Below are 18,492 nucleotides of genomic sequence, written 5' to 3' on the forward strand. Positions count from 1 at the left end.
AGCCTTGCTGTCCTGCTTCTGCTGATCTAAGAGGCCGGGCATCTGCTGCGCAATCACATAAAGGTGCCTTCGCCCATGATCCCCCGCTATTCCCGCCCCGAGATGGTCGCAATCTGGTCGCCCGAGACCAAATTCAAGATCTGGTACGAGATCGAGGCCCACGCCTGCGAAGCCATGGCCAACCTGGGGGTGATCCCGCGTGAGAACGCCGACGCGGTGTGGAAAGCCAAGGATGTGGAGTTCGACGTTGCCCGTATCGACGAGATTGAGGCCGTCACCAAGCATGACGTCATCGCCTTCCTGACCCACCTGGCCGAGCATGTCGGTTCCGAGGAAGCCCGCTTCGTGCACCAGGGCATGACCTCCTCGGACGTCCTGGACACCTGCCTGAACGTGCAGCTGGTGCGCGCCGCCGACATTCTTCTCGATGGCATGGACAAGGTGCTGGCCGCGCTGAAGAAACGCGCGCTGGAGCATAAGAACACCGTGCGCGTCGGCCGCAGCCACGGCATCCACGCCGAGCCGACCACCATGGGCCTGACCTTTGCCCGCTTCTATGCGGAAATGGACCGCAACAAGAACCGGCTGGAGAAGGCCCGCTGGGAAGTCGCCACCGGCGCGATCTCCGGTGCGGTCGGCACCTTCGCCAACATCGACCCGGCGGTTGAGGAGCACGTCTGCGAGCAGCTGGGCCTGCGCCCCGAGCCGATCTCCACCCAGGTGATCCCGCGCGACCGCCACGCGATGTTCTTTGCCACCCTGGGCGTCATCGCGTCGTCGATTGAGAACGTTGCTGTTGAAATCCGCCACATGCAGCGTACCGAGGTGCTGGAAGGCGCGGAATTCTTCTCGATGGGCCAAAAGGGCTCCTCGGCGATGCCGCACAAGAAGAACCCGGTGCTGACCGAGAACCTGACCGGCCTCGCGCGTCTGGTCCGCATGGCGGTGATCCCGGCGATGGAGAACGTGGCGCTGTGGCATGAGCGCGACATCTCGCACTCCTCCGTCGAGCGCGGCATCGGCCCGGATGCGACCATCACCCTGGACTTCGCCCTGCACCGTCTGGCCGGCGTGGTCGACAAGATGCTGGTGTTCCCGGAGAACATGCTGGACAACATGAACAAATTCCCCGGCCTGGTGATGTCGCAGCGGGTGCTGCTGGCGCTGACCCAGGCAGGCGTCAGCCGCGAGGACGCCTATGCCATGGTGCAGCGCAACGCCCTGAAGGTCTGGGAAGAGCGCGTCGACTTCCGCGAGCTGCTGCTGGCGGATGCCGATGTGGTTGCCGCCCTCGGTGAAGAGGCGATCAACGAGAAGTTCGACATGGGCTACCACACCAAGCATGTCGACACGATCTTCAAGCGCGTCTTCGGCGAATAAGCCGGCCTTTGGATGAAGCACTTGACGCCCCGCCTCTCCGGCGGGGCGTTTTTTTTCGTGCCACCGGTGCAAACGCCTTTGTGAACAAAAATACAGATCCAAGCCATGGTTCTGAGGATAGACTGGGCCAGACATTGCACTTGGAGTTCTTGAGATGCGTATTTTGACCTTGGCCGCTGTCCTGACCCTGCCCGTTGCTGCCCTTGCCGCCAGCGGCAACGACTGGAACCCGCCCAAACCCACCGAGACCACCAAGATCTGCAAGGGCAAGCGGGTCTGGGACGAGGATAAGAAACGCTGCGTGCGGCCCCGCAAGTCGTCGCTGAACCAGGACGGCCTGCTGGGCGCAGCGCGGGAGCTGGCCTATGCGGGACGCCAGGAAGATGCCCAGGCAGTGCTGAGCGCGATGGCTGACCAGAAAGATACCATGGTGCTGACCTACTGGGGTTTCACCCACCGCAAGCTGGGCAATCTGGAGCTGGCACAGGCCTATTACGACCAGGCACTGGCGCAGGATCCCGACAACATCCTGGCCCGTTCGTACATGGGCCAAGGCCTTGTGGCGCAGGGAAAATACGACGCAGCCCGGGCGCAGTGGAAGGAAATCCGGACGCGCGGCGGCGACGGCACCTGGGCGGAGGCTTCGCTGCGCAACGCCTTGGAAACGGGCACCTCCTACGACTACTAGGCTTCAGCCTTTCTTTACGGCTTGCGGCCTATCCTGCCCTCCACGATTGAGAAGAATCTTTTGCTAGGGTGCGAGAATGCCTCAAGACGATATGCTGGCGCTTCCGATGGACTTGGGCGGGGGCGACATGGGCGGAATGGACATGGGCGATTTCGCCGCTCCCGCGCCGATGGGCGGCCTGGATGCGGGCGGCCTCGGCGGCGGTGCAATGGGCGGCGGCGCGGTAGCGAATCCGGCTGCGGCCGCGGGCCTCAGCGGCAAGGCCAAAGCCGCCATCATCGTCCGGCTCCTGCTGAATGAAGGCGCCGAGATCCCGCTGGAAGAACTGCCTGACGACCTGCAGCTGGAGTTGACCCAGCAGATGGGCCGGATGCGGATTGTCGACCGCGACACTCTGAATGCCGTGGCGGGCGAATTTGCCGACCTGCTGGACAATGTCGGCCTGCATTTTCCCAACGGCCTGGCCGGCGCGCTGAGCGCGATGGAAGGCAAGATCAGCCGCCACACCCACAGCCGCCTGCGCCGCGAGGCCGGGGTGCGCCAGTTCGGCGACCCGTGGGAGCGGCTGAAGCAGCTGCCGCCCGAAGATCTGGCCGAACTGGCCGAGGCCGAAAGCACCGAAGTTGCCGCCGTTCTTCTGTCCAAACTCGACACAGCCAAGGCCGCCCAGATGCTGATCCATCTGCCTGGCCCGGTTGCCCGCCGCATCACCTATGCGGTCAGCCAGACTGCCAATGTGACACCGGACACTGTGGACCGCATCGGCCTGTCGCTGGCTGCCCAGGTAGAGGCGCGGCCCGATCTTGCCTTCGAGCAGACCCCCGGCCAGCGCCTGGGCGGCATCCTCACCGAGGCCGCTGCTGCCAAGCGCGACGAGGTGCTGACCGCGCTGGACGAGGAGGACGAGGAATTCGCAATCACTGTGCGCAAGGCGATCTTCACCTACGCGCTGATTGCCGAACGGATGCAGCCGCTGGATGTGCCCAAGCTGATCCGGGTGCTGTCGCAGCCCGACCTGGTGACCGCCATCGCCTTTGCCACCGACGAGGAAGACGTGGCGACTTCGGAGTTCCTGCTCAAGAACATGTCGAGCCGGATGGCCGACAACATCCGCGAGGAAGTGGCCGAACGCGGCCGGGTCAAGCGCAGCGACGGCGAGGCCGCCTTCAGCCTGATCATCGCCGCCATGCGCGATCTGGTTGCAACGGGCGAGATCGATCTGAAAGCCGCGGAAGAAGAAGATGAGGAAGGCGGCAGCTGACCACTGGCGGGGCTGAAAGCCCTCTCAAGCCCGCGAAGGGCGGCGGCCCGCGGTCCGCTGCCCCGCCTCTGCCCGCCTCCCTGCTTGAGCTGCTTGTACCCTCAGCCGCAGCTGCGTATGATGCAGGCTTCCGGGCGCAGTTCAGCGCCGCAAACATCCAGACGCCATGCCCGCAGATCCTTCCGAGCTCTCCACCTGGAGCCATGTCAAATATTTTGGCAGCAACCTGTTCCTGCGCGGGCTGCTGCTGGGTGCCGGGCTGATCCCCTACCGGTTGCGGGTGCCGATGATGGGCCGGCTGGTCACCGCCATGGGCCGCGCCGCGGGTTTTCACAAGAGGGTGCGCGACAATCTGAAACTGGTCAGCCCGGAACTCTCGGAGCTTGATGCAGACCAGCTGTACCGCGATGTCAGCAACAATGCCGGCCGGATGATTGCTGAGCTTTATGCGGGCAAGGCGTTCTTTGAGCGCGCCCGCAAGGCGCCCATCACCGGGCCGGGCCTCAAGGCCCTTGAAGATGCCCGCGCAGCAGGCCGCCCGGTGCTTCTGGCGACCGCTCATTTCGGCAATTACGACGCCGCCCGCGCCGCTCTGGTTGCCCGCGGCCACGAAATGGGTTCGCTTTACCGGCGCATGGCCAACCCCTATTTCAACGCGCATTATGTCGCTGCCATGAAGGCCAATCACGACCTGATGTTCGAACAGGGCAAGCGCGGCATGGTGGAGCTGGTGCGGCATCTGAAGAAGGGCGGCATCGCCGCCATCGTCACCGACCTGCATGCCCAAGGCGGCGAGCTGATCGACTTTTTCGGCAAGCCGGCAGTCACCTCCACCGTACCCGCGGAACTGGCGCTGAAATTCAACGCCGCGCTGATCCCGGTCTATGCGGTGCGCCAGGAGAACGGTCTGGACTTCGAGATCGTGATGAACGCCGAGGTACCGCACACCGACGCGCTGACCATGACCAAGGCGCTGAGCGCGGACCTGGAAGCTATCGTGCGCAAGCACACCGGGCAGTGGTTCTGGATTCACCGCCGCTGGAAACCCTACGTGCCGGTTGGAAAAGCCGCCAGGCAGGCCGGCACTGCCGCTGACTGATCCGGCAGCGCAGTCTAATCGACGCGCGCCGCAGCAATGATCGGCCCGAACCGGCCGGCCTGCAACAGAACCGCGGCTGGCTGTCCGCCAGGCGCCGGAACCGCGACCTCCAGATCGCCTGTCCCGTCCCACTCCGCCGCGATCTGCCAGTCTTCAACCACATTGGCATAGCTGAGCGTCCGCCCGGCCAGCTCACCGCGTGTGATGCTGACGGTGCGCTTGGGCGTATACCGCACCAGCTGAACCAGAAGGCGGCCCTCAGGCATCTGTGCTCTTGCCTCAACACGGATGACCACCTCTTCGCCGCGGCGGGCTGCCGCCAGCGACACGGGCCGCGGCCGTTCCTGGTGGCGTGCGATGGCATCATCCACCTTCATCGCATCGGCCCCAACCACATCGTCCTGCCCCATGATGACCATCTGCGGCGTATAGATCATCCGGCGGCCGCCCTCGCGGGCATAGCCTTTTTGCCGCTTGGTATGGGAGGGTTTCGCAAACTGGTCCTTCCAGCCGATGTAGTCCCAGTAGTCCACATGCAGCGCCAGCGGCAGCACGTCCGGGCGCGTGGCAAGGTCATGCAGCAGCGCATCGGCCGGCGGACAGGACGAACATCCCTGCGAGGTGAACAGCTCAACCACCACCGGTTCCGCTTCAGATTGCCCGTAAACCGGCAGGGCCAGTCCCAGAACCATTGCAGCAGTGGCCAGAAGTCTCATGAATCGCCGTCTCCGTTTCCTAGGCTTCCGGTCTAAAGATGTGCCGGGGAATAAGCCAATCAATCATTTTTGAGGCGGGTTCTGGCAGGCTGCGGGGGCAAGGGATGCAAAAAATGTGTACAATCGCATACAAAAGTGCCGCCTGCGGCGTTTGGGCTATTGAATGCTTCATCTTCCTCATGCAATTAGCAGGCAGCGAATTCCCGGATTTCAAATTCTTGAGGGAGGCCAACCATGCCTATCACCGTCGGACAGGACAATGCCAAGGCGCGCAAAACGCTCAGCGTCAACGGCAAGTCGATCTCCTACTACTCCATTCCCGCCGCCACCGAAGCCGGCTTTGGCGACTTCTCCAAGCTGCCCGCCGCGCTCAAAGTGGTGCTGGAAAATATGCTGCGGTTTGAGGATGGCGGCTTTTCCGTCTCCACTGACGACATCAAGGCCTTTGCCGAATGGGGTGCCAACGGCGGCAAGAACCCGCGTGAGATCGCCTACCGCCCTGCCCGTGTGCTGATGCAGGACTTCACCGGCGTTCCCGCGGTTGTCGACCTGGCCGCCATGCGCGACGGCATTGTCGGCCTGAAGGGCTCCGCCGCCAAGATCAACCCGCTGGTTCCCGTCGACCTGGTCATCGACCACTCCGTGATGATCGACGAATTCGGAAACCCGCGCGCGTTCCAGATGAACGTGGACCGCGAGTACGAGCGCAACATGGAGCGCTACCAGTTCCTGAAGTGGGGCCAGAACGCGTTCAACAACTTCCGCGTTGTACCGCCGGGCACCGGCATCTGCCACCAGGTGAACCTGGAATACCTGGCCCAGACCGTCTGGACCGACACCGACCAGAACGGCGAGGAAGTTGCCTACCCGGACACGTTGGTCGGCACCGACTCCCACACCACCATGGTCAACGGCGCCGCGGTGCTGGGCTGGGGCGTTGGCGGCATTGAGGCCGAAGCCGCAATGCTGGGCCAGCCGATCTCCATGCTGATCCCCGAGGTCATCGGCTTTGAGCTGACCGGCGAAATGGTCGAAGGGACCACCGGCACCGACCTGGTTCTGAAAGTGGTGGAAATGCTGCGCGCCAAGGGCGTTGTGGGCAAGTTCGTGGAATTCTACGGCGAAGGCCTGGACCGCCTGCCGCTGGCAGACCGTGCGACCATCGCCAACATGGCCCCGGAATACGGCGCCACCTGCGGCTTCTTCCCGATCGACGACGAGACCCTGCGCTACCTGCGCAACACCGGCCGCGACGAGGACCGCATCGCCCTGGTCGAAGCCTACGCCAAGGAAAACGGCTTCTGGCGCGGCGCGGATTATGCGCCGGTCTACACCGACACCCTGTCGCTGGACATGAGCAGCATCGTTCCGGCCATCTCCGGACCGAAACGCCCGCAGGACTATGTGCCGCTGACCAACGCCAAGGCCGCCTTCCGCCAGGAGATGGAAGAGACCTTCAAGCGTCCGATGGGCAAGGAAGTCGCCGTCAAAGGCGAAGACTACACCATGGAATCGGGCAAGGTCGTAATCGCCTCGATCACCTCCTGCACCAACACCTCCAACCCCTATGTGATGATCGGCGCCGGTCTGGTCGCGCGCAAGGCGGCCGCCCTGGGGCTCGATCGCAAGCCCTGGGTCAAAACTTCACTGGCACCGGGTTCGCAGGTGGTGTCCGCCTATCTGGAGGCCGCGGGCCTGCAGGAGGATCTGGACAAGATCGGCTTTAACCTGGTGGGCTACGGCTGCACCACCTGCATCGGCAACTCCGGTCCGATCCAGCAGGAGATTTCCGAGGCAATTGCCGAAGGTGATCTGGTGGCAACCTCCGTCCTGTCGGGCAACCGCAACTTCGAAGGCCGCATCAGCCCCGATGTGCGCGCCAACTACCTGGCCTCGCCGCCGCTGGTTGTAGCCTATGCGCTGGCCGGCACCATAGATATCAACCTGGCGTCTGACCCGATTGCGCAGGACAAGGACGGCAACGACGTCTACCTGAAGGACATCTGGCCCTCGACCCAGGAAGTTGCGGAGCTGGTTGAACAGACCGTCACCCGCGAAGCGTTCCAGTCGAAATACGCCGACGTCTTCAAGGGCGACGAGAAGTGGCAGGCGGTCGAGACCACCGATGCGGAAACCTATGACTGGCCCGCGGCCTCGACCTACATCCAGAACCCGCCCTACTTCCAGGGCATGGGCCATGAGCCGGGCACCATCTCGAACATCGAGAACGCGAAGGTTCTGGCCGTTCTGGGCGACATGGTCACCACCGACCACATCTCCCCCGCCGGCTCCTTTGCCACCACCACCCCGGCCGGCAAATACCTGCTGGAGCGCCAGGTTCAGCCGCGCGAGTTCAACTCCTACGGCTCCCGCCGCGGCAACCACGAGATCATGATGCGCGGCACCTTTGCCAACATCCGCATCAAGAACGAGATGCTGGACGGCGTCGAGGGCGGCTACACCAAAGGCCCCGATGGTGAGCAGACCTCGATCTATGAGGCCTCGATGGAGCATCAGGCCAACGGCACTCCGTTGGTGGTGTTCGGCGGTGAGCAATACGGCGCCGGCTCCTCGCGCGACTGGGCGGCCAAAGGCACTGCGCTGCTGGGTGTTAAGGCGGTGATCGCCGAGTCGTTTGAGCGTATCCACCGCTCCAACCTGGTTGGCATGGGCGTAATCCCGTTCGAGTTCACTGCAGGCGATACCCGCAAGTCGCTGGGCCTGACCGGCGAGGAAACTGTCTCGATCAGCGGCCTGGACACCATCCAGCCGCTGCAGGAAGTGCCCTGCTCGATCACCTTTGCCGACGGTTCGGTGAAAGAGATCACCCTGAAGTGCCGCATCGATACCGCGCCGGAAATCGAATACATCGAACATGGCGGCGTTCTGCACTACGTGCTGCGTAACCTGGCCAAGTCGTAAGGCCTGCCAGACCTAAGCTTTTGAACATGCACCCTGCCGGGTGCATGTTTTTTTTGCCACCGGTACAGGCGGGTAGAAGTTCCGGACCTGCGGCGCGGATTTTGCCCCGGCCTTGCATCTTGAACACAATCTATATGTGCAGCTCACAGCACCTTTACCGGCTGTACGGCCCAGCCCTCTTGTGCAAATGTCACTCTTGGATGAATCTTAAGAAACACTGCGCAGACTATTGAAAGGCTGGATGCCAAAGCATGAAAGAGGCCGTTTTTGCAGTCGTTTACCCGGACATCGGCACGTTCGAGGCGCATGCCGAGGCGGTCCTGACGATGCTGCCAGACACGCGGGCCTTTCCTGGCTGCATCGAGGCGCATGTGGGCCTCAACCGGGAGCGCTGGGAAATAGCAGTGTTCCACCTTTGGGAGACACCGGAACACTTGAACCGCTACCTGGACTGGCGGGCTGAACGCGGCGACCTTGACGCCCGCAGTGCAACCATGCGGCGGGAACAGGAATTCCGCACCTATTCTGTGCCCTGACCGGGCCTATCAGCCGTTGCTGCACAGGGCCTGTTCGCATTCACCGCATTGCCTGCGGCGCCCAGCCGTAACAGACTGCAGCTATGAAACAGACAGACAGCATCACCGGCTACCACGCCCATATCTATTTCGACGCCGCCAGTGTGGACCAGGCCCGCGCACTCTGTCAGCAGGCCGCGGAGCGGTTCTCGCTGGAGATGGGCCGGGTTCATGAAAAGAACGTCGGCCCGCACCCGATGTGGTCCTGCCAGCTGGCGGCCACACCGGAACAGTTCGCACTGCTGCTGCCCTGGCTGGCGCTGAACCGGGACGGGCTGGTTGTCTTTGCCCATCCGGAAACCGGCAACGCCCTGGCAGATCACCGCGATCACGGGATCTGGCTGGGCACCGGGCTGGAGCTGGATCTCAGCATTTTCGGCTGATCCGAACCGCAAATTTACCGGAAATTTCCGGGTTGCTGTGACCATCCCAGCACTCACAAATCCCGGAGACTTCAATGACGGAAGCGGTGATAATAGATCTGCACCCCCGGCCCGGAAAATTCAGCGAGCTGACGGTGCTTGTCAAACAGATGGTGGAAGAGGTCCGCCGGCACGCCGGATGCTTGCAGGCTGAAATCCTGCTGGCCCCCGAAGGGGATAAAATATCCGTATTCCAGAAATGGCAGGATCCGGAGGCGTTCAGCGAGTATCTGATTTGGCGGTCCAAACAGGAACATCTGGACCGCGTCTATGCGCTGTCGGAGGCGGAGCCAGATCTGAGCAGCTACACCCTGTGTGAACCGGGCTGACACAGCAGGGCCGGCTACTGCCCCGCCGCCTTTCCCATCGCCGGGCGCAGGGTGGTTTCGACCACCCGCTGGGTGATCGGGCCGGCGAAGCGCAGGATAATCTTGCCGTCGCCGTCCACCACATAGGTTTCCGGCACGCCGTACAGGCCCCAATCAATCGCCATCCGGCCCTTCTCGTCCCGGCCAATGGCCTTGTAGGGGTCGCCCAGCTCGTTCAGGAAGGACTCGGCATTGGCCAGCTGATCCTTGTAGTTGATGCCGTAGACAGGGATGCCTTCCTTGGACAGCGCCTCCAGGTTCGGATGCTCAGCGCGGCAGGGCGCGCACCAGCTGGCCCAGTAGTTCACCAGTTTCACGGTGCCGTCGCGCAGGGTGGCGTCGCTGAACATTTCCTTGCCCGGAAACTCATCAAGGACGACCGGCGGCGCAGGCTGGCCTTCGCGTGCCGACGGCAGGCTGTTCGGGTCCTCGCGGAACATCCCCACCAGTGCCAGGCCCACAAAACCCGCAAACACCACACCGGGGACCGCCATCAGGGGGGAGATCTTAGCCATTGCGCTTCATCCGGGTTTCCAGCGATTCCATCTCCCGGCGCACCTTGCGGCCGCGCAGGATCGTCACCACCACCAGCGCCACCAGCAGCACCAGCGAGGCGCCGTAGGCCGACAGCACCGTGTCGGCGTATTTTCCAAGATCGGGCATCACGCCTCCAGCCGTTCGCGCGCCATCAATGCCTTGATGCGGCGGGCGCGGATTTCAGTTCCGGTGCGGTAGAACACCAATGCGATGAACAGCAGCACAAAGCCTGCCATGCAGACATAAAGCGGGTTGGAAAACGCATCAGCCACGTTTTCCTTTTCGTCCAGGCTCAGCGATGCGCCCTGGTGCAGCCCCTGGTTCCAGAAGTTCACCGCATAGCGGCTGAGCACGGCAAAGACCGAGCCCACCAGGCACAGGATCGAGGTGAGGTCCGCGGCGGTGTCCGGATTGTCTATCGCCTCCCACAGGGCGATGTAGCCGAGGTAGAACAGAAACAGCACCAGGAAGGATGTCAGCCGCGGGTCCCAGGCCCACCAGGTGCCCCACATCGGCTGGCCCCAGATTGCCCCGGTCACCAGCGCGATCACGGTCATAACCACGCCTACAGGCGCCGCGGCCCTGGCGGCCAATGCGCTCACATGGTGGCGGCGGATCACCCAGACCAGCGACGTCACCAGCATCATGAACCAGGCGTTGATTGCCATCAGCGCCGAGGGCACATGCAGGAAGATAATCTTGACGGTGGAACCCTGCCGGTAATCGTCAGGCGTGAAGAAGAAGCCCCAGACCAGGCCCACGGAAATCAGCACCGCTGAGCTGACCCACAGGGCCGGCATCACCTTTTCGGTGGTGGCCAGGAACTTCTTCGGATTGGCGTATTCCCAGATCGACATGGTGGCTATTTAGCTCTTGTTCTCGGGTTTCTCAATTCTTGGGCCTGCCGATTTTCCTAGCGCAAATTGACGCGCAGGACGGCGGCGCTGGCAAAGGGCAGCAGGGCGATGGAGGCGGCGGAGATCCCGGCCAGCAGCAACAGCGGCGTCTGCACCGCCATGCCCTCCGCACCGCGGCGGGCCACCTCGGATCCAAAGATCAGCGTCGGCACGTAAAGCGGCATCACCAGGAGCGACATCAGCAGGCCGCCGCGCTTCAGCCCCACGGTCAGGGCGGCGCCGAAGGTGCCGATAACGGACAGCGCAGGTGTGCCCAGCAGCAGGGAGACCACCAGCCACTGAAAGCCCTGTACCGGCAGGTTCAGCAGCACCCCCAGCACCGGCGCCGCCATCACAAGCGGCAGGCCGGTGGTGATCCAATGGGCCAGCGCCTTGATGGTCACGGTGCTTTCCAGCGGCAGCGGTGCGGTGGCTAGGAGGTCGAGCGAGCCGTCCTCCCAATCCAGCGCCAACAGCCGATCAAGCGACAGCAGGCAGGCAAGCAGCGCGCCCAGCCACAGCACACCCGGGGCGATCCGGGCCAGCAGCTCCGACTGCGGGCCAACGGAGAACGGCACCATCACGGTCACGATCAGGAAGAACGCAAGGCCCAGGCCGAAGCCCCCGCCCGCGCGGAAGGCGAGCTTCAGATCCCGCAGAAGAAGCGCAATCACAGGAAGCCTCCGTCAAAATCGTCGATCTCCGGCGGCTTGGCCTTGTAGGGGCCGACATCCAGCACCTCCGCCTCCAGCCCCAGGTCGATGTGGGTGGCGATCAGCGCCGAGCCGCCCTGCCCCAAATGCGCCCGCACCGCGCTTGCAAACATCGCCACGGAGGTCTTGTCCAGGCTCACCGTCGGTTCATCCATGATCCAGATCGGGCGGCCGGTCACCAGCATCCGGCTGAGGCCCAGGCGGCGTTTCTGACCCGCGGACAGCGCACCGGCCTGCCGGTCGCGCAGGGTTTGCAGGTCAAAACCGTCCAGCGCCTGTTCAATGCCATTGCGGCCAAAGACACTGGCCCAGAACGTCAGGTTCTCTGCCACTGTCAGCGTCGGCTTCAGCCCGTCGGAATGGGCGGCATAGGCGATCTGATCCTCAGCCCCATCAACCTGCCCTTTCAGCGGCGGTTGCAGGCCTGCGACGGTCCGCAACAGCGTGGTCTTGCCAATGCCATTGGGGCCGCGCAGGATCAGCGCCTTGCCGGGCTCCAGCGCAAAGCTCAAGCCCTCCAGCACCGGGATGCCGCCACGGGCCACGCCCAGATCCGTCACAGTCAATGTCATGAAGTTCGCTTATCCCATTGTGCCTGCGCATGAAAAGACCATTCAGCGGCGGCGCGCTTTGCGGCAGGTCAAATGAATCTTCAGAAAATCAGACCGGCAGCGCCGCCAGGGCAATCCGGCGCCCTTCCGACAAGAGCACGTTGTAGGTGCGGCACGCGGCGGGCGAGTTCATTGTCTCCACCCCCAGCCCGGCCTCTTCCAGTGGCTTGCGCAGTTCTGCGGGGATATGGGCGATCTCTGACCCGGTGCCGATGAACAGAACGTCAATTTCCCCGGCCAGCGCCAGCAGCGGCTCCGCATCGGCCAAGCCGCCCCAGTCAGCGGTGCCAGCAGCCGAGGTCAGCACCGCGCCCTGATGCACCTTCCCGCCGATGCGGAAGAACCCTTCGCCATAGCCGTCCACCGGCTGCGCGTCGGAATAGCTCACTTCGTTCAGGCGCATGGGCGGTCCTTTCAGTCAAATACCGGGAGGCTGGATACCACGGCCAGCGCGATCACGGAATAGGAGGCAAAGCGGTAGAGCTTCTCCAGCTTGGGATCAAACAGCGCCTTGCCGGTGAGCGTGGTGATTATGTAGGGGATGCCCAGAAGCCCAGCCAGGATCACCGCCTTGAGGCTGGCCATGCCGCCAAAGATCAGGTTGGCGGCGATCACAACATCCAGCGCCGCCAGGAACACGATGGTGTTGGCCCGGACCCGGGCCACGTCGCGCACGTTGGCAAGGTAGAAGACGATGATCACCGGCCCGGTCAGCCCGGTCATGCCGCCGACGATGCCAGCTGCGCCGCCGATGGCAAAGCGCCCCGGCCACCCCAAGCGGCCCTGCCAGCGCCAGCCGGAAATCACCGCGGCCAGTGTCACACCGATCACTCCCGCAGCAACCCAGCGCAGGGTCAGCGGGTCCATCTTCGACATGAGCCACAACCCCGCAGGCACGGTGACCGCGGCGGCCATCGACAACGCCCCGACTTCTGCCCTGTCCGCCTTGCTCCAGGCCTGCGGGAACAGGGTGATGGTGGAGAACACCCCCATCAGCACCATCAGGAACACCACATCCGCCGAGGGCAGGAACTGGGCGCCGACGGGCACAAAAATCATCGCGGTGCCAAAACCAGTGAAGCCGCGGACAAGGCCCGCGGCTCCAATGGTCAGGAAAAGCCAGAACAGCCCCGGCGTTTGCAGGGCTGCCTGAAACGCCTCAAGCATCGATGTTCGAGAACTGGTTGCCGGTGGTGTTGGCCTGCTTCGACCAGTCGCGCTTGACCCCCAGTTTCAGCAGGATGGTGGAGGCAACGAAGACCGACGAATAGGTCCCGACCACAACGCCCCAGATCATCGCAAAGACAAACCCGCGGATCACGTCCCCGCCCAGCACATACAGCGAGATCAGCGCCAGAAGCGTGGTGACAGAGGTCATCATTGTCCGGCTGAGGGTTTCGTTGATCGAGATGTTCAGAACCTCTGCCAGATCCTTTTTCTTGTAGCGGCGCAGGTTCTCGCGCACCCGGTCGAACACAACCACGGTGTCGTTCAGCGAGTAGCCGACGATGGTCAGCAGCGCCGCTATGATCGCCAGGTCGAACTTGATCTGCAGCTCAGAGAACACGCCGATGGTCAGCACCACGTCATGCACCAGCGCTGCCACCGCACCAAGCGCAAACTGCCACTCGAACCGCAGCCAGATGTAGACCAGCACCGCGGCGATGGCGAGCATAACGGCAATCACCGCGGTCTGGATCAGCTCGCCCGAGACCTTGGGGCCGACGGATTCGACCGAGACGAATTTGATGCCCGGAGCCACGGCATCCAGCGAGGCCTTCAGCGTTTCGATCATCTCGCCCGAAATCGCCTCGCCATCCTCCTGCGCCTGAATGCGGATCATGGCAACGTGCTGGTCCTCCTCGAAGGCCGGGTCAAACACCTCGGTGATCGACACATCGCCCAGCTCGTGCACAGCCAGGGCATCGCGGTAGGCGCCTACGTCCACGGATTCGGTGGCTTCGGTCCGGATGGTGGTGCCGCCGCGGAAGTCGATGCCGAAGTTCAGCCCCTGGAACAGGAAGGAGGCAATGCCCACCACCATCATCAGCGCCGAAATGCCCAGCCACAGCTTGGCGCGCTTGAAGAAATCGAATGAGGTTTCCTTGGGAACAAGTCTCAGCCGCATATCACACCTCAATCGTTTTCGGACGGCGCCGTTCAAACCACATGACGATCATCAGGCGGGTCACAAAGATCGCGGTAAAGACCGAGGTCATGATGCCCAGCCCCAGGGTGATCGCAAAGCCGCGCACCGGGCCGGAACCCATTGCGAACAGGATCACCGCGGTGATGAAGGTGGTGATGTTGGCGTCAAGAATGGCGCTCAGCGCCTTGGAGTAGCCCTCGTCGATGGCCTTGGCCGGGCCGCGGCCCGCCTTCAGCTCCTCGCGGATACGTTCGAAGACCAACACGTTGGCGTCCACCGCCATACCAACCGTCAGAACGATACCGGCAATACCCGGCAGGGTCAGGGTGCCGCCAATGAGGCTCAGCATGCCGAAGATCAGCGCGATGTTCAGCACCAGCGCCACGTTGGCAAACATGCCGAACATGCCGTAGCTGAGGCCCATGAACGCCAGCACCGCGACAAAGGCGACGGCAGTCGCCACCTTGCCCGCATCGATGCTGTCCTGGCCCAGTTCCGGGCCGATGGTGCGCTCTTCCAGGAACTCCAGCCCGGCGGGCAGCGCGCCTGCGCGCAGCAGGACGGCGAGATTGGTGCTTTCCTCGATGGTGAAATTGCCGGTGATGATGCCGGAGCCACCCGGGATGTGCGACTGGATCACCGGGGCGGAGACCACCTCGTCATCCAGCACGATGGCAAAGGGAGAGCCGATGTTCTCGGCGGTATAGTCCCCGAACCGGCGCGCACCGGATGTGTTGAACCGGAAAGTCACCGCAGGGCGGCCGTTCTGGTCGAATGACGGCTGCGCATCCACCAGGTCCTCGCCGGTGACTACCGCGGCGGCCTCAATGGTGTAGTAGGTGCCCTCTTCGTCCAGCGAGGGCACAACCTTGTTGCCGATGCCGGGCGCCGCATCCGCGTCGCTGCCGCGGCCCACAACCGGGTTGAAAGTCAGTTGCGCGGTGGTGCCGATAATCGCCTTCAGTTCAGAGGCGGAACCGATGCCCGGCACCTGGATCAGGATCCGGTCGGCGCCCTGGCGCTGGATTGTCGGTTCGCGGGTGCCGACTTCGTCGATCCGGCGGCGCACGATTTCCAGCGACTGGCGCACGGTGCGGTCGTCCGAAGCCAGCTTTTCCGCTTCGCTCAGCTGCACCACCAGAATGTCGCCTTCGGCGGAAACCTCAATGTCGGTTGCGCCGGCGCCAGTCAGGCTGGTCACCGGGTTGGCGAGGCCGCGCACCACTTCCAGCGCACGGGACATGCCGTCCGGTTTGGAAATCTTCAAGCGAATCTGGTCCGCAGGCCCCGGCTGGCGACGGAAGGTGCCGACAGTGGAGCGTTCGGGCCGCAGCGCATCGCGCACCTCCGGCCACAGCGCATCCATCCGCGCCTCATAGACGTCTTCGACCTGCACCTCAGCCAAGAGATGCGCGCCGCCCCGCAGGTCAAGGCCCAGATTCACCAGGCCCGACGGCAGGAAAGACGGCCACTGGCCCGCGGTTTCCAGCCGTTCCGGCGTTTCGCCCTTGGCGATGATATCGACGGCCGCGTCGTTGGCCTGTTCGACGCGGGTGTAAAATCCGTTTGGCAGGGCAAGCAGCAGGCCGGCCGCACAAACCAGCCAGATCAGCACCCTCTTCCAGAGATCGATTTGCAGCATTGCCCTGCCTTTTCAGATGGTTGCGTAGGGCGCTTACGCTGCCGGCTCGGTCTTGTTCAGAACCTGGGCAATGGTCGCCTTGACCACGCGCACCTTGACGCCGTCAGCGATCTCGACTTCGATCTCGCCATCTTCCTTGACCTTGGCCACCTTGCCGATCACCCCGCCCTGGGTCACCACCTGGTCACCGCGGCGCAGGCCGTCCACCATCGCCTGATGCTGTTTCATCTTCTTCTGCTGCGGGCGGATCAGCAGGAAGTACATGATCGCGAAGATCAGGATAAGCGGGAGAAATTGGGCGACTGCGCCACCGTCCATGGGATATTCCTTCTGTAAAAGCGGCACTGGGTTAGCGCCGGAATTTTGCAGCGGAACCTATGCGCTGGACCGGGGGTTTGCAAGGGAACGCTGCAGTCCCCGCGGGGTGGATTGCAGGCCGCGGCGGCTGGCCGTGCGGCAGGTGGCTGAAGAAAGCACAGACGCGCCCTGCCGCCGTGCAGAATTAGATTGCAAAACAGCGCGATTCGGCGCTTTGCTTTACCTTGCGCAAGCCGCCAGGCGCGGGGCTTCTGCCCCCTCTTTCCGGTCCGGATGGCGGCCCGGCCATTCCTGAAAGAAGGAACAGGCGCATGATGATGGTGCGCTGCTATCTCGCCCCCTCGGCCATCGAAGGGCTGGGCGTTTTTTGCCATGACAACATCACCAAGGGAGACATCGTCTGGCGGCATGACAGAATGCTCGACACCTCTTTTCCGGAGAGCAAGCTGGACAATGTCGAACCCCACATGAAGGAGTTTCTGGAACGCTACAGTTTCCCGGATCCCTGCCGCCCCGGCTACCTGATCCTGCAATGCGACGAAGGCCGCTTCCTGAACCACTCGATGTATCCGAACCTCGATTTCTCGGACGGGGTCTGGGGCCGGGCTCTGGCCAATGTCCCGGCCGGCACGGAGCTGACCTTCGACTATGCCGATTTCCTGACCGGCGAGATCCGGATGCAGCCGCCCCGGCATCACGTGCACATGCTGCCAATGGCAGCGGAATGATCGAAAGCAGGCCGGGCGCAACACCCGGCCTTTTTCTTTCCGCCATGAGGCGGGGAGGCGCCCGCCCCCTTCCCCTTTGTTCACCCTTGCGTCATAGGATGGGCCTACTGATTCAAACCATCTTCCAACGCTAGGAGAGACTCTCATGCATGACATCCGCGCTATCCGCGAAAATCCTGCCGCATTCGACGCCGCTGTGGCGCGGCGCGGGGATGCGGGCGTGTCGTCAGAGATCCTGGCGCTGGATGAGGCGCGCCGCGCCAAGATCCTGACCGCCGAGACCGCCCAGGCGGAGCAGAACAAGGCCTCCAAGGAAGTCGGCGCTGCCAAGGGCCGCGGCGACGAGGCCGAGTTCGAGCGCCTGCGCGCGCTGGTGGCAGAGAAAAAGGCCGAAGTGGCGGCCGTGAATACCGAGGCCAAGGCGCTGGACCAGCAGTTGAACGACATGCTGGCCACCATCCCGAACCTGGCGTTCGAGGATGTGCCGCTGGGCGAGGACGAGGACGACAACGTCGAAATCCGCCGCTGGGGCGAGCCGAAGGCGCTCGATTTCGAGCCCAAGGAGCATTTCGAAATCGAAGGTGTGAAGCCGGGCATGGATTTCGAGGTTGCGGCCAAGCTCTCGGGCAGCCGCTTTGTGGTGCTGTCGGGCGCAGTGGCCCGCATCCACCGTGCCTTGGCGCAGTTCATGATCAACACCCATGTGGACGAGAACGGCCTGACGGAAACCTGGACCCCGGTGCTGGTGCGCGAAGAGATGATGTACGGCACCGGCCAGCTGCCCAAGTTCGGCGAGGACAGCTACAAGACCACCAACGGCTGGTGGCTTGTGCCGACCGCTGAGGTCACGCTGACCAACATCGTCAACAATATGGTTGTCGAGGAAAGCTACCTGCCGCGCCGCTATGTTGCCCACACCCAGTGCTTCCGCTCCGAGGCAGGCTCGGCCGGCAAGGACACTGCCGGCATGCTGCGCCAGCACCAGTTCGAAAAGGTCGAGATGGTCTCGGTCACTCATCCGGACAACAGCCTGGAAGAGCACGAGCGCATGACCAGCTGCGCCGAGGACATTCTGGAGCGCCTGGGCCTGCCCTATCGAACCATTGTGCTCTGCACCGGCGACATGGGCTTTGGCGCCCGCAAAACCCACGACATCGAGGTCTGGGTGCCCGGCCAGAACACCTACCGCGAGATCTCCTCGGTCTCGGTCTGCGGTGATTTCCAGGCCCGCCGCATGAACGCGCGCTTCAAGCCTGCCGACGGCGGCAAGCCGCAGTTCGTGCACACGCTGAACGGTTCGGGCCTGGCGGTCGGCCGCTGCCTGATCGCAGTGCTGGAAAACGGCCAGCAAGCGGATGGCTCGGTCAAGCTGCCGGAGGTTCTGGCACCGTATTTGGGCGGCAAGCTGGCCCTGACGGCAGAGGGAGAACTGGTCTGATCCAAGGCCTCCCCCAGAAACACAAACCG

The 18,492-nt window shown here is 63.4% G+C and carries 21 protein-coding genes; 10 read left to right on the forward strand and 11 right to left on the reverse strand.

The window, feature by feature from the left end; genetic code table 11:
- Nucleotides 1-75: 75 nt before the first annotated feature.
- The 4 genes from purB to AC58NV_RS03280 all read left to right on the forward strand — a co-directional run bounded on the left by purB (nucleotide 76) and on the right by AC58NV_RS03280 (nucleotide 4,428).
- Nucleotides 76-1,380 carry an adenylosuccinate lyase gene (gene purB, locus AC58NV_RS03265; RefSeq protein WP_435659651.1) on the forward strand — a complete coding sequence of 435 codons (1,305 nt, stop codon included), beginning with the start codon at nucleotides 76-78 and terminating at the stop codon, nucleotides 1,378-1,380.
- A gap of 154 nt (nucleotides 1,381-1,534) precedes the next feature.
- Entirely contained in the window at nucleotides 1,535-2,068 is a 534-nt protein-coding gene (locus tag AC58NV_RS03270) for a tetratricopeptide repeat protein (protein WP_497225860.1), read from the forward strand.
- A 76-nt stretch (nucleotides 2,069-2,144) separates the two neighbouring features.
- Nucleotides 2,145-3,329 (forward strand): flagellar motor switch protein FliG, encoded by a 1,185-nt coding sequence (locus AC58NV_RS03275; RefSeq protein WP_497225861.1) that lies wholly within the window; start codon nucleotides 2,145-2,147, stop codon nucleotides 3,327-3,329.
- 166 nt (nucleotides 3,330-3,495) lie between these two features.
- Nucleotides 3,496-4,428 (forward strand): lysophospholipid acyltransferase family protein, encoded by a 933-nt coding sequence (locus tag AC58NV_RS03280; RefSeq protein ID WP_497225862.1) that lies wholly within the window; start codon nucleotides 3,496-3,498, stop codon nucleotides 4,426-4,428.
- Nucleotides 4,429-4,442: 14 nt separating this feature from the next.
- Here AC58NV_RS03280 and AC58NV_RS03285 read toward each other — a convergent pair whose 3' ends face one another.
- The gene (locus AC58NV_RS03285) at nucleotides 4,443-5,144 is read right to left on the reverse strand and encodes a DUF1223 domain-containing protein (protein WP_497225863.1); all 702 of its coding nucleotides are present in this window, start codon (nucleotides 5,142-5,144) and stop codon (nucleotides 4,443-4,445) included.
- Nucleotides 5,145-5,378: 234 nt separating this feature from the next.
- Between AC58NV_RS03285 and acnA the strand changes: the two genes are divergently transcribed.
- From acnA to AC58NV_RS03305, 4 genes are all read left to right on the forward strand, one after another.
- Complete coding sequence (gene acnA / locus AC58NV_RS03290; protein ID WP_497225864.1) at nucleotides 5,379-8,066, forward strand: aconitate hydratase AcnA; 2,688 nt, start codon at nucleotides 5,379-5,381, stop codon at nucleotides 8,064-8,066.
- Between the two features lie 251 nt (nucleotides 8,067-8,317).
- On the forward strand, nucleotides 8,318-8,602 hold the full coding sequence (locus tag AC58NV_RS03295; RefSeq protein ID WP_497225865.1) for a hypothetical protein: 285 nt from the start codon (nucleotides 8,318-8,320) through the stop codon (nucleotides 8,600-8,602).
- A gap of 83 nt (nucleotides 8,603-8,685) precedes the next feature.
- A complete protein-coding gene (locus AC58NV_RS03300) occupies nucleotides 8,686-9,024 on the forward strand; it encodes a DOPA 4,5-dioxygenase family protein (protein ID WP_497225866.1) in 339 nt (112 codons plus the stop codon).
- 74 nt (nucleotides 9,025-9,098) lie between these two features.
- The gene (locus tag AC58NV_RS03305; protein ID WP_497225867.1) at nucleotides 9,099-9,392 is read left to right on the forward strand and encodes a putative quinol monooxygenase; all 294 of its coding nucleotides are present in this window, start codon (nucleotides 9,099-9,101) and stop codon (nucleotides 9,390-9,392) included.
- 14 nt (nucleotides 9,393-9,406) lie between these two features.
- Here AC58NV_RS03305 and AC58NV_RS03310 read toward each other — a convergent pair whose 3' ends face one another.
- The 10 genes from AC58NV_RS03310 to yajC all read right to left on the reverse strand — a co-directional run bounded on the left by AC58NV_RS03310 (nucleotide 9,407) and on the right by yajC (nucleotide 16,297).
- A complete protein-coding gene (locus tag AC58NV_RS03310) occupies nucleotides 9,407-9,946 on the reverse strand; it encodes a DsbE family thiol:disulfide interchange protein (RefSeq protein WP_497225868.1) in 540 nt (179 codons plus the stop codon).
- A complete protein-coding gene (ccmD, locus tag AC58NV_RS03315; RefSeq protein ID WP_497225869.1) occupies nucleotides 9,939-10,094 on the reverse strand; it encodes a heme exporter protein CcmD in 156 nt (51 codons plus the stop codon). Before ccmD ends, AC58NV_RS03310 begins: the two co-directional genes overlap by 8 nt.
- Entirely contained in the window at nucleotides 10,094-10,825 is a 732-nt protein-coding gene (locus tag AC58NV_RS03320) for a heme ABC transporter permease (RefSeq protein ID WP_174144618.1), read from the reverse strand. Before AC58NV_RS03320 ends, ccmD begins: the two co-directional genes overlap by 1 nt.
- Nucleotides 10,826-10,881: 56 nt before the next feature.
- The gene (gene ccmB, locus AC58NV_RS03325; RefSeq protein ID WP_497225870.1) at nucleotides 10,882-11,538 is read right to left on the reverse strand and encodes a heme exporter protein CcmB; all 657 of its coding nucleotides are present in this window, start codon (nucleotides 11,536-11,538) and stop codon (nucleotides 10,882-10,884) included.
- On the reverse strand, nucleotides 11,535-12,149 hold the full coding sequence (gene ccmA / locus AC58NV_RS03330; protein ID WP_497225871.1) for a heme ABC exporter ATP-binding protein CcmA: 615 nt from the start codon (nucleotides 12,147-12,149) through the stop codon (nucleotides 11,535-11,537). The genes ccmB and ccmA overlap by 4 nt, the downstream gene beginning before the upstream one ends.
- Nucleotides 12,150-12,237: 88 nt before the next feature.
- Nucleotides 12,238-12,591 carry an Mth938-like domain-containing protein gene (locus AC58NV_RS03335; protein ID WP_497225872.1) on the reverse strand — a complete coding sequence of 118 codons (354 nt, stop codon included), beginning with the start codon at nucleotides 12,589-12,591 and terminating at the stop codon, nucleotides 12,238-12,240.
- 11 nt (nucleotides 12,592-12,602) lie between these two features.
- On the reverse strand, nucleotides 12,603-13,355 hold the full coding sequence (locus AC58NV_RS03340) for a TSUP family transporter (protein ID WP_497225873.1): 753 nt from the start codon (nucleotides 13,353-13,355) through the stop codon (nucleotides 12,603-12,605).
- The gene (gene secF / locus AC58NV_RS03345; RefSeq protein WP_497225874.1) at nucleotides 13,348-14,316 is read right to left on the reverse strand and encodes a protein translocase subunit SecF; all 969 of its coding nucleotides are present in this window, start codon (nucleotides 14,314-14,316) and stop codon (nucleotides 13,348-13,350) included. The genes AC58NV_RS03340 and secF overlap by 8 nt, the downstream gene beginning before the upstream one ends.
- A gap of 1 nt (nucleotide 14,317) precedes the next feature.
- The gene (gene secD, locus AC58NV_RS03350) at nucleotides 14,318-15,979 is read right to left on the reverse strand and encodes a protein translocase subunit SecD (RefSeq protein ID WP_497225875.1); all 1,662 of its coding nucleotides are present in this window, start codon (nucleotides 15,977-15,979) and stop codon (nucleotides 14,318-14,320) included.
- A 33-nt stretch (nucleotides 15,980-16,012) separates the two neighbouring features.
- Complete coding sequence (gene yajC / locus AC58NV_RS03355; RefSeq protein ID WP_027237888.1) at nucleotides 16,013-16,297, reverse strand: preprotein translocase subunit YajC; 285 nt, start codon at nucleotides 16,295-16,297, stop codon at nucleotides 16,013-16,015.
- 311 nt (nucleotides 16,298-16,608) lie between these two features.
- On the opposite strand from yajC, the gene AC58NV_RS03360 reads away from it, so the two are divergent.
- The gene (locus tag AC58NV_RS03360; RefSeq protein WP_366661686.1) at nucleotides 16,609-17,025 is read left to right on the forward strand and encodes an SET domain-containing protein; all 417 of its coding nucleotides are present in this window, start codon (nucleotides 16,609-16,611) and stop codon (nucleotides 17,023-17,025) included.
- A 145-nt stretch (nucleotides 17,026-17,170) separates the two neighbouring features.
- Complete coding sequence (serS, locus tag AC58NV_RS03365) at nucleotides 17,171-18,463, forward strand: serine--tRNA ligase (protein WP_497225876.1); 1,293 nt, start codon at nucleotides 17,171-17,173, stop codon at nucleotides 18,461-18,463.
- The last annotated feature ends 29 nt before the right edge of the window (nucleotides 18,464-18,492 follow it).

The organism is Leisingera sp. ANG49, from assembly GCF_059694505.1.

Bases quoted from the DNA above. Each gene is read 5' to 3' on its own strand.
- acnA (WP_497225864.1), top strand. From the start codon at position 5,379: ATGCCTATCACCGTCGGACAGGACAATGCCAAGGCGCGCAAAACGCTC.
- AC58NV_RS03270 (WP_497225860.1), top strand. From the start codon at position 1,535: ATGCGTATTTTGACCTTGGCCGCTGTCCTGACCCTGCCCGTTGCTGCC.
- AC58NV_RS03335 (WP_497225872.1), bottom strand. From the start codon at position 12,591: ATGCGCCTGAACGAAGTGAGCTATTCCGACGCGCAGCCGGTGGACGGC.
- yajC (WP_027237888.1), bottom strand. From the start codon at position 16,297: ATGGACGGTGGCGCAGTCGCCCAATTTCTCCCGCTTATCCTGATCTTC.
- AC58NV_RS03320 (WP_174144618.1), bottom strand. From the start codon at position 10,825: ATGTCGATCTGGGAATACGCCAATCCGAAGAAGTTCCTGGCCACCACC.
- AC58NV_RS03280 (WP_497225862.1), top strand. From the start codon at position 3,496: ATGCCCGCAGATCCTTCCGAGCTCTCCACCTGGAGCCATGTCAAATAT.
- ccmA (WP_497225871.1), bottom strand. From the start codon at position 12,149: ATGACATTGACTGTGACGGATCTGGGCGTGGCCCGTGGCGGCATCCCG.
- AC58NV_RS03360 (WP_366661686.1), top strand. From the start codon at position 16,609: ATGATGATGGTGCGCTGCTATCTCGCCCCCTCGGCCATCGAAGGGCTG.
- AC58NV_RS03340 (WP_497225873.1), bottom strand. From the start codon at position 13,355: ATGCTTGAGGCGTTTCAGGCAGCCCTGCAAACGCCGGGGCTGTTCTGG.
- AC58NV_RS03305 (WP_497225867.1), top strand. From the start codon at position 9,099: ATGACGGAAGCGGTGATAATAGATCTGCACCCCCGGCCCGGAAAATTC.
- AC58NV_RS03310 (WP_497225868.1), bottom strand. From the start codon at position 9,946: ATGGCTAAGATCTCCCCCCTGATGGCGGTCCCCGGTGTGGTGTTTGCG.
- AC58NV_RS03300 (WP_497225866.1), top strand. From the start codon at position 8,686: ATGAAACAGACAGACAGCATCACCGGCTACCACGCCCATATCTATTTC.
- secF (WP_497225874.1), bottom strand. From the start codon at position 14,316: ATGCGGCTGAGACTTGTTCCCAAGGAAACCTCATTCGATTTCTTCAAG.
- AC58NV_RS03295 (WP_497225865.1), top strand. From the start codon at position 8,318: ATGAAAGAGGCCGTTTTTGCAGTCGTTTACCCGGACATCGGCACGTTC.
- serS (WP_497225876.1), top strand. From the start codon at position 17,171: ATGCATGACATCCGCGCTATCCGCGAAAATCCTGCCGCATTCGACGCC.
- AC58NV_RS03285 (WP_497225863.1), bottom strand. From the start codon at position 5,144: ATGAGACTTCTGGCCACTGCTGCAATGGTTCTGGGACTGGCCCTGCCG.
- secD (WP_497225875.1), bottom strand. From the start codon at position 15,979: ATGCTGCAAATCGATCTCTGGAAGAGGGTGCTGATCTGGCTGGTTTGT.
- ccmD (WP_497225869.1), bottom strand. From the start codon at position 10,094: ATGCCCGATCTTGGAAAATACGCCGACACGGTGCTGTCGGCCTACGGC.
- purB (WP_435659651.1), top strand. From the start codon at position 76: ATGATCCCCCGCTATTCCCGCCCCGAGATGGTCGCAATCTGGTCGCCC.
- AC58NV_RS03275 (WP_497225861.1), top strand. From the start codon at position 2,145: ATGCCTCAAGACGATATGCTGGCGCTTCCGATGGACTTGGGCGGGGGC.